The sequence below is a fragment of the Streptomyces sp. NPDC002958 genome (genome assembly GCF_055563255.1).
In genome coordinates, this window is record NZ_JBVHDS010000056.1 from 1 (window position 1) to 8,350 (window position 8,350).

An 8,350-nucleotide genomic window follows, 5' to 3' on the forward strand; every position below is an offset into this window, starting at 1 on the left:
GACTCCGAAGGGCCATAACCTTCATCATCCGTGCAGCACCGCATCAAGAACTCGACCTACATCGACTCCCCTTTACGTTCAGGACACACCAAGCGGCAGATGTTCGGCCGCGCCGGCTTCGACCTGCTGCGTAAGCAGGTCCTTCTCTCCTGAGAGTGCGGTCAGACCGCGTCCTCCACCAGTCCGAAGCCGTCCGGAAACTCTTTCAGAAACGCTCGCCGCGACGGATCAGACTCCTCGCGGGCCATGGTGGCGAGCAGGACGAGGAACTCGTCCTGCCGCTCACGCGACAGCTTGCTCACGACGTGAGCAACGCCCTCCAGGACCTTGACGGCGTCGTCTGGATCCATTTGCTCGTCTTCACAGCCTTCGACGAACCAGAGGACATCGACCAGAGCCTCGGCCAGAGCTCGCGTCAAGGAGGGGTACGCAACAGGCATCAAGACGATCTCCCAGCAAGTCGGCGAACAGAGTCCCGTCATCTCAACACATGCCACTGACGTCACGGTCAGCAACCGGGTCACGGAACTTGTGCCAGACCCCAGAACTTCCCGGCGGAGACACGGGGGTACAGCGCCGTACGTTCAACGACCAGGGTCAGGCAACGCGGAGCTTCTTGCGGCGTTCGAGGGCGAGCTGTTCGCGGTAGTCCTCGACGGCCTGGTGGTCCGGGCAACGAAGTCCGGGTCGTCCAGCCGGTCGTCGACGTCCATGTCATCGATGGCGCGCTGCGCCGCGGCAGTCGACTCGTAGCCGGCGAGCATCGCGTTGATCCGGTAGACGCCGTTGCGCTGCTTGGTGACCAGGCGAGCGAGTATCAGTTCGCGGAGGCCGGACGTGACGCTGGGGCGGCTCAGGCCCAGCAGGGCCGCGATCTGGTTCTGGCCCATCTCGATCCGGGCCACCGGACTCGCTGCGAGAGCGCAGTGCGAACAGCACGCGGTAGGCAGTCTGAGGCAGGTCCAGGGCCGCAACGACCCCTTCGGCGTTGACCGGCGTGAACAACAGCATTCCCCTGCTCACTGTCCCTGCTCCTTCTCCGTCTGTGCATCGAACCGCTTGCGTCGGTCCCGACGCTTCGCGGCCCGCTCCTTGCGCAGTTCGTCGATTGCCTCGCGCATGTGCTGCAGAGATGGATAGCGCACCAGCTCCGGCAGACTTCCCGCCCGCAGCGAAGGCCGCCGACAGCTTCCCGGCCGCCGGGGGCAGGGCGTGGCAGTACTCCTGCCGGGTGAAGTGGGCGAGTTCGCTCCGTGCGTCTGGCCCTTCTACACCGTTATCGGGTTTCGCGGGACCGGGCACTGCGAAGGTTTCTGGCTGTGCGGGGCCCGGGGGCGCCGGCACAGTCGGCCGCGCACGTACCAGGCCCAGGAGCGCCCTGCGTCGGCCGAAGCAGATCGAATGAATGTGTACGACTATGTGATCGTCGGTGCCGGGTCGGCGGGGTGTGTGCTGGCAGCGCGAGGGACCGAAGACCCCGGCTGCCGCGTGGCGTTGATCGAGGCGGGTGGCCCTGACACTGATCCGACGGTTCACGTCCCGGCCGCGTTCCCCCGGCTCTTCAAGAGCGACCTCGACTGGGACCTCGACTCCGATCCGGAGCCAGGTCTCCTCGGACGGCGGGCGTACCTCTCCCGGGGCAAGGTCTTCGGGACGTCGTCGTCGACGCGCAGGATGTCCAGGAGCATCCGGCCGAGCGCCTCCACCACGAAGGAGTCCCGCACAGTTCCCTGTCCCGGTCGTACAGGGCGGTGACCGGGATGACGATGCGTTCAGCGACGGCCTGGAGCAGCCGGCGCAGCTCCGGGCCGGTCTTCTCCACGACCGCACAGGCGGTGTCGACGTCGCGGGCCTGCACCGCCCGGATGTAGGCGAACGCGTCAGAGACGTCGCCCGGGTGCATCGGGGCGAGCGGCTCGGCGGTGGTGATGGTGGTCTTGGGCATGACGGACTCCTCACGTACTGGCCGCCCCGCTGATCGCGGCGACCTCACAAGCGATGCTCGGGGCGCAGGCCTGTGGACAGAGGCCGCGCGCCGACGGAGCCGGGCCCGGCTGACGTCCCGCCGCTGGGTCCCCCGGTACGACTTCCCACCCGCCCGGGTGACGCCATCTGCGGAGGAACGATTCTCCAGCGCCCGCGCGCCCGAGCATGAGGGGCATGATTCGTCATCTGCGCCGTACCACCACCTTCTTCGCGGCCGCCGCGGTGGTTGCCGGTCTCGCGGTCACCGCCGCTCCCGCCACGGCCGCCACCTCCCACAGCCCCGTCGGCCGGGCCCCGGCCGCCCTCGACCTCCCGGAGCCGCCTGACGCCGCGAAGGCCCGCGAGCTGCTCGCGGGCCTCGGCGTGGCCGACGAGGCAGCCGGCATCATCTGCGGCACCGATGGCAGATCGGGGCTGACGGTGGGGACGGCCCACGCCAGGGACTGCGCCACAGCACTCCAGGTCGCGAGCGCCTACACCCGGAGCTGGAACAGCGACGGCGAAGGGGCCACGACCGTCCACGTCGCAGGATCCGTCTGGAGCTGTCGGGAACAGCCGGGTCCGCTGAATCCGTATCAGGAATGCGTCGAGACAGGCGGCACCGGTCGGTGGGTCACCCTGACGTCCTGATCGAGACGCCCGTCGACGCTACGGGCCTGCTGGTCGCAGCGCTCGCGGACGTCGTAACGCTCCAACGGCGTCGGCAGGCGCGGATCTCGGCGTTCGACGAGGAGAGCTCCTTCCTGGACACACTGTCGGAGTATCAGTGGGCCAGGGAGGCGGCCGGGCTGGCGCAGGAGACGCTGGACGGTCTGATCAAGCCGGTGATCGAGGTCTGCGAGTTCTACGGCACGGTGCCGTGGCAGCTCTCGTCCCGTGAGGTCGATCGGTACTTCGCCGGGCCGGGGAAGCGGGCTCAGTCGACGATTCGGTACAAGATCGGCAAGATCAACGGGTACTGCGCGTTCCTGGAGCAGCGGAACGCGGGCGAGATCCTGGACCGGTTCGGCGCCGTGGTGGAGTCGCCGATCGACCCATTCAATTGGCCACGGCATCGTGGTGACTTCGGGCTGCGGATCCCGCCGTCGCAGGCGGCGATGAAGGCGTTCTTCGGCCGCTGGCGCGAGGACCTGCCCCGGGCGCGGAAGTACCTGGTCGCCTGCCGCGACTACGTGATGGCGAATATCTGTCCGGTGTCCGTGCGGCGGAGCTGTGCGGCGTCTGCATGGGGGATGTCCACTGGGAGCACGGTGTCCGGGTCGCCGGTGTAGATGACCGCGTCCTCGTCGGGAGCCGGAGGCTCGAAGCGGTCGAAGAAGTCGTGCTTAGCGCGAGCTGCTGAGGGGCTGGGACGTGGTCAAGTCGGTGCCGATGAGTCTCCGTGGCATGGATGGAGCGATCATCGAACATCGTGCTTGGCCACGTCCCAGCCCCGACTTGCCGTGGTCTTCCACCGGGCACCCAGCCGCGAGAATGACGCAGCCTTGGGCTTCGGTCCGCCGTCCGGAATGCCGCAGTGCGGCCACCTCGGGCTGGTAGCCCGCCGAAGTCCCGCACTGTCCAAGTCGTTGGTATCAGTGGACGATTCGCTCCGTGATCCAGTCGACCAGTGGCTTGGTCACCTGGCTGTGCTCGGTGTTCTCGCTGTCGCACTTGAACTCGTCGAGCGCGCTCTTCTCGTCGGCTGCCTCGACCTTCTCGTACGGGTTGACGTCCCACTTGGCCGGGTCGTAGTCCATCGCGACCGCACTCACGGAAGGGACGAAGCAGCTGAACTTGTACTTCTCCGGGATGTCAGCCCCGAGTGCCGCGGCGATCTTACCGAAGGAGCCGAGGGTGCCACCGGGCGTGCCGTCAAGGCCGGGAACGTACGAGGTGAAGCCCCGTCGGACCTGGCCGGCGGCCCGCATCTCACCGATCGGCTTGCGCGTTCCGCCGTCGGGCTGGAAGTTCGCCTGGGCGTAGACGACCAGCGGCACCTGCCGCTTGAACACCTCCGTGCCGGCCGGCAGGTCGCGGCCGGTGCCGTTGCCGGTGCCGTTGGCCACGCCCAGCTTGCGCGGCCGTTGCGGGAACTGGCCGAGGTCGCGCAGTTCGGCCAGGAACTGCGTGCGCAGTTCGCTGGAGGTGGCGACGGGGCCTTCGTACTTCGCGTCCGGGACCCATGCGTACAGCAGCTGCTGCGCGGCGGGGCTCCTGATCAGCTCGGCCTCCTTGACCTTGCCGGGCTCGGCCGGCAGCGACTCGAAGAAGTAGGCCATCTGCTGGAGGATCAGCGGGATCCAGGCGCCGTTGTGTGGGGAGTCCCAGGAGAGGTAGGTCGCGGTCTCGTGGTCCTGGTGCTGGTTCTCCATCTCGGCGAGGGCGTAGCGGGTGATGATGCCGCCCATGCTGACCCCGCCGACGATCAGTGGCTCACCGCCCTGCCTCTCTTGGATGACCCTGTTGATGGCGCTGATCACCACCCCGGCGTTGGCCTGGATGTAGGTGTGGCGCTCCTCGAAGCCGACCAGGACAACGTCGATGCCCGCGGTGAGCAGCTGCTCGAGGAAGCCCACGTTGCTGCCCGGGTAGGGCGCGTTGAAGTGGGCGAACAGCCCCGGCAGGTCACTGCGGCCGTAGTTGAAGCCGTCCGCGAAGATGAACGGCCGCTCCAGCTCATCGTGGCCGTCGGCGAGGTAGACCGCAGCCTCGCCGAGGGCCACCTCCCGCCGGTACGGTCGGGCGGACCGAAGCGGCCAGGTGTGCTTCGGCTGCCGATCGCTGTCACGCGCCACGCCCGTCGGGGTGCCGAACCAAGGGCCCTGCGGCAGGTTCTTGGCGAACTCCGCCACCTTGTCCGCCGAGGACTTCTCCTCGGCCTGCTTCCACGTCAGTTCGACGTCGATCCTGGCTTCCTGTGCCATGGGACAGCTACCGCCTCTGCGTAGGTGTTGTTCACGGGCCCGCCACAGCCCATCCCTGATCACGTGGGAGCGGGCGGGCAGTGCACGGGATTTGTCACAACTCCCGGCAGAGGATGGGATCCGCACCTGCCCTCACAGTGACCAACTGTAACACTACCATTACTCAGTGTGTCGTAAATTCGCACGCAAACGGCCCGCCTCGCCGCCCAGGCATCCTTCGGCAGTCAGCCAGCGACCGATCCACCGGCTGTTACGGATGGAAACAGAAGGCCCTCGACCGGGAAATGACGCTCGTGCTCAGAACCACCGACCGCCCCGCAGAGCCGACACCCGCGCTGCCCGTCCTCCCCGCCGGAACCGATCCCCTGCTGCAGCTCGAGTACGAGACGCAGGCGCCCAGCGGCCCCGGCGCGACGCGCTGCCTCAGTCACCCGCGCGAGCTGGCCCTTCGCGGGATCCCCGTGATGTGCTCGGTTTGCCGTGCCCGGCGCGACTGGCTGCTCATCAACCACGGCCGCAACGTCTGGATCTGCTGCCGCTGCAGCAACCGGTGGCTCGAACCCGAGATCAGCCGCGCCGGCTTCGACGCCCTGATCCCCAGCGTCGAGCAGGGCCTCGCCGCGCTCGGCTTCGATGGAGCCTTCGCTGAGTTTGATGGACGCATGTCGTGGCACGTGCGGCTGAGGCCACGTCCCAGCCTCCAGGTGTCCAATATCGAGGGGAAGCTTCACTTCCCCCACGCCCGGTCGGCGTCGGTGAACGCCGACCGGAACGCGTAGGTGTTGACCTCGTGCCACCACGGACACGGCCGCACAGGCCCCTGCACACCCTCGGGCAGGTCCGGTGCACGGGAGTCGCCCTTGATCTGGTTCAGATGCTTCTGGACTGACGGCTTCGTCGGCACCGGCACCCGGACCCTCTAGGCCACCGCGCACCCCACGCACCGTACGCCCACCGTGCTCATCGACGAGCCGGTGGGCGCAGTGCGTGTGGTGCACGTGATCACCCGGACACCCCCCTCATGTCCGTCCCGACCGGCGGAAGGGGCATCGGCGCGACGCGCTTCCCCGTCGCGGTGCCGGGTCCTCGTCCCTTCGCCGGCACGGGTGCCCTCGGGCACCCCGCGGTGGCCGCGTGTCCGGGTGCCGAGGTCCCGTCGAGATCATCCCGCTCGTGCCGGGGGCAGACGTGTCACCCGAATGGCCTAGCCCGGGTTGCGAGCGTCGCGTCGTGGCTCAACGGTGACCGAAGGGGGAATTCACCGATTCAGCCCTTGCGGAAGGGGTTTCGACCGTGAATCAATCCGCGAGCGATGTCCTGCGAGTGCGCAGGAACCAGGCATGGATGTGGCCGGAGGAGAAGGCCCGATACGTCCAGGCGGTGCTGTCGAGCAAACGACTGGGCTACTACGATTGGTACATCGACGAGCACTCCCGGCTCGGCCCCTGGGGACACGGAGGCCCCAGCTTCCTGCCGTGGCACCGGCAGTTCATCCGGCAGTTCGAACTGCAGCTGCGCGCCCTCGACTCGAGCATCACCCTGCCGTACTGGGACTGGACCGTCGACCAGGACACCCTCAACTCCACCCTGTGGAGCGAGTACTTCATGGGAGGCACCGGCAGACTGGGCGACAACCAGGTCCTGAACGGGCCATTCACGTACGCCGACGGGCGCGGGTGGGTCTGTCGTGACACCGACAGGCCGTTCCTGCGGCGCCAGCTCGGCGGGTTCAACAACACCGTCAAGCTGCCCACGCCCCAGGACGTCGCCAACTGCCTGCAGCAGAAGCCGTACGACCGCCCGCCGTGGGACTACTCGAGCAATCCCAGTTTCCGCAACTACCTCGAGGGCGGCATCGGTCCGGGCATCCACAACCTGGTGCATGGCTGGGTCGGCGGGAACATGGCCGACGTGCTCAGCGCCCCCAACGACCCGGTGTTCTTCCTGCACCACGCCAACGTCGACCGCATCTGGACCCAGTGGCAGCAGCAGAACCCCAACGCCTACGCCCCCGTCTCCGGCGGCCCGCAGGGCCAGAACCAGTCCGACGTCATGCATCCGTGGGAGCAGCAGTCGGTGAGGATCAGCTCCGTGCTGGACCACCTCGCGCTGGGCTACCTCTACGACACCGAGGAACCGACGGCCCAGGGCAACGGCATGCTGCCCGGAGACGTCCTCCGGCCGCGGGACAGGATCTTCTCCCCGAACGGCGCCTACGCGCTGGTCTACGAGGAGCTCGGCGGCCGTCTGACGCTGTACGACAACGTCAACGGGAACAGGACCCTGTGGCAGGTCCCCCAGAATCCGACGAGCCTGGGGAAGGTCGTCATGCAGACGGACGGCAACTTGGTCGTCTACAACGCCACCGGTCCCGTCTGGTCCACCAACACCCCCAACCAGCCCGGCAACCGGATGTACCTGTCGATGACGGGCCAGATCGAGATCTACAACATGGCCCGGAAGCTCGTGCCCTGGCGGGAGCCGGCCCGGGCCTGACCGGCCTGAGAGCCTGTCGGGTGGCCGATCATTCGTGAAGTGTGACGGTCGTGATCTGCCCTCCGGGCATGGCGACGGCCCCGGAATGATCACGTGGTGTGTGCCAGTGCGACAACTCCAGGCCGTCAGCGGCCCAAGCTATCCGTCCAGCCTGACCGATGAGATGTGGGAGATCATCCAGCCGCTCCTTGCCGTCCGTGAGCTGCGAAAAGGCGGCGGCGTGCGCAAGTACGGAGACCGGTTGGCACTCGACTCGATCTTCTACGTGCTGCGCTCGGGCTGCCAGTGGCGGATGCTCCCGCGCGACCTGATGCCCTGGGACGCGGCCCACCGCTGGTTCACCAAGTGGCGCCGGGACGGCACCTGGGACCGCGTCCACGACGAGCTCCGCCGCCAGGTCCGGATCGAGGCCGGACGCGATCCCGAGCCGTCGGCCGCCGTGATCGACGCGACGTTGTCAAAGCAAGCCTTGATGTCGCCCTCGATGACCCACTCGTAGGTCGACGGCTTGCAGGTGAAGTGGTGGATCTCGGCGATGGCATCCTGACCGCGTCCACGCCTGCTGTCCTGGCACCCCGGTTGCCAGACACCCGCTCCCAAGCCACCAGCAAGGTGGCCCGGTCGCAGATCAAGTTGAATACATCACCGAACCGGCGGTCCGGTTCATTCCTTGCCCATCGGTGCAGCTTGTTCTGATGATCGAGTACCCGCCGCTCGGCCGTCATACTGCCTGGCCAAGAAATCGGCGGGGTCGTTATTCAACAACGTTCCTCCCCGACAGCAGTCCTGCCGCTATCACGCTGTCGCCCTTCCCCATGTGACCGGCTTTGTCGGGTAGCGGGGACGCATTGCTGCGTCCCCGCCCCCTAAGAACCGGACGTGCGAGTTGTCCCCGCATCCGGCTCAAGCAAGCCCTGAAGGCTCGCCGGCATGCAGAGGTGCTGGGCCTGCCGCGATCTCGG

The 8,350-nt window shown here is 67.5% G+C and carries 9 protein-coding genes and 1 pseudogene; 6 read left to right on the forward strand and 4 right to left on the reverse strand.

The window, feature by feature from the left end; all coding sequences use genetic code 11:
* Positions 1 to 30 precede the first annotated feature (30 nt).
* On the forward strand, positions 31 to 153 hold the full coding sequence (locus ACZ3IC_RS33725; RefSeq protein WP_467422472.1) for a hypothetical protein: 123 nt from the start codon (positions 31 to 33) through the stop codon (positions 151 to 153).
* A gap of 8 nt (positions 154 to 161) precedes the next feature.
* On the opposite strand, the gene ACZ3IC_RS33730 is transcribed toward ACZ3IC_RS33725, so the two are convergent.
* From ACZ3IC_RS33730 to ACZ3IC_RS33740, 3 genes are all read right to left on the reverse strand, one after another.
* Positions 162 to 419 (reverse strand): hypothetical protein, encoded by a 258-nt coding sequence (locus ACZ3IC_RS33730; RefSeq protein WP_467422474.1) that lies wholly within the window; start codon positions 417 to 419, stop codon positions 162 to 164.
* 165 nt (positions 420 to 584) lie between these two features.
* Positions 585 to 890 (reverse strand): hypothetical protein, encoded by a 306-nt coding sequence (locus ACZ3IC_RS33735; RefSeq protein ID WP_467422475.1) that lies wholly within the window; start codon positions 888 to 890, stop codon positions 585 to 587.
* A gap of 671 nt (positions 891 to 1,561) precedes the next feature.
* A complete protein-coding gene (locus ACZ3IC_RS33740; protein WP_467422477.1) occupies positions 1,562 to 1,945 on the reverse strand; it encodes a hypothetical protein in 384 nt (127 codons plus the stop codon).
* 215 nt (positions 1,946 to 2,160) lie between these two features.
* Between ACZ3IC_RS33740 and ACZ3IC_RS33745 the strand changes: the two genes are divergently transcribed.
* Both ACZ3IC_RS33745 and ACZ3IC_RS33750 read left to right on the forward strand, forming a co-directional pair.
* A complete protein-coding gene (locus tag ACZ3IC_RS33745) occupies positions 2,161 to 2,616 on the forward strand; it encodes a hypothetical protein (RefSeq protein ID WP_467422478.1) in 456 nt (151 codons plus the stop codon).
* Positions 2,613 to 3,238 (forward strand): annotated as a pseudogene (locus ACZ3IC_RS33750) (site-specific integrase); the annotation flags it as partial. The gene ACZ3IC_RS33745 and the pseudogene ACZ3IC_RS33750, both read left to right, overlap by 4 nt.
* Positions 3,239 to 3,560: 322 nt before the next feature.
* On the opposite strand, the gene ACZ3IC_RS33755 reads toward ACZ3IC_RS33750, so the two are convergent.
* Positions 3,561 to 4,892 (reverse strand): hypothetical protein, encoded by a 1,332-nt coding sequence (locus ACZ3IC_RS33755; RefSeq protein WP_467422480.1) that lies wholly within the window; start codon positions 4,890 to 4,892, stop codon positions 3,561 to 3,563.
* 284 nt (positions 4,893 to 5,176) lie between these two features.
* On the opposite strand from ACZ3IC_RS33755, the gene ACZ3IC_RS33760 reads away from it, so the two are divergent.
* The 3 genes from ACZ3IC_RS33760 to ACZ3IC_RS33770 all read left to right on the forward strand — a co-directional run bounded on the left by ACZ3IC_RS33760 (position 5,177) and on the right by ACZ3IC_RS33770 (position 7,887).
* Positions 5,177 to 5,671 (forward strand): hypothetical protein, encoded by a 495-nt coding sequence (locus ACZ3IC_RS33760; RefSeq protein WP_467422482.1) that lies wholly within the window; start codon positions 5,177 to 5,179, stop codon positions 5,669 to 5,671.
* Between the two features lie 514 nt (positions 5,672 to 6,185).
* On the forward strand, positions 6,186 to 7,388 hold the full coding sequence (locus tag ACZ3IC_RS33765) for a tyrosinase family protein (RefSeq protein ID WP_467422483.1): 1,203 nt from the start codon (positions 6,186 to 6,188) through the stop codon (positions 7,386 to 7,388).
* Between the two features lie 106 nt (positions 7,389 to 7,494).
* Positions 7,495 to 7,887 carry a transposase gene (locus tag ACZ3IC_RS33770; protein ID WP_467422485.1) on the forward strand — a complete coding sequence of 131 codons (393 nt, stop codon included), beginning with the start codon at positions 7,495 to 7,497 and terminating at the stop codon, positions 7,885 to 7,887.
* The last annotated feature ends 463 nt before the right edge of the window (positions 7,888 to 8,350 follow it).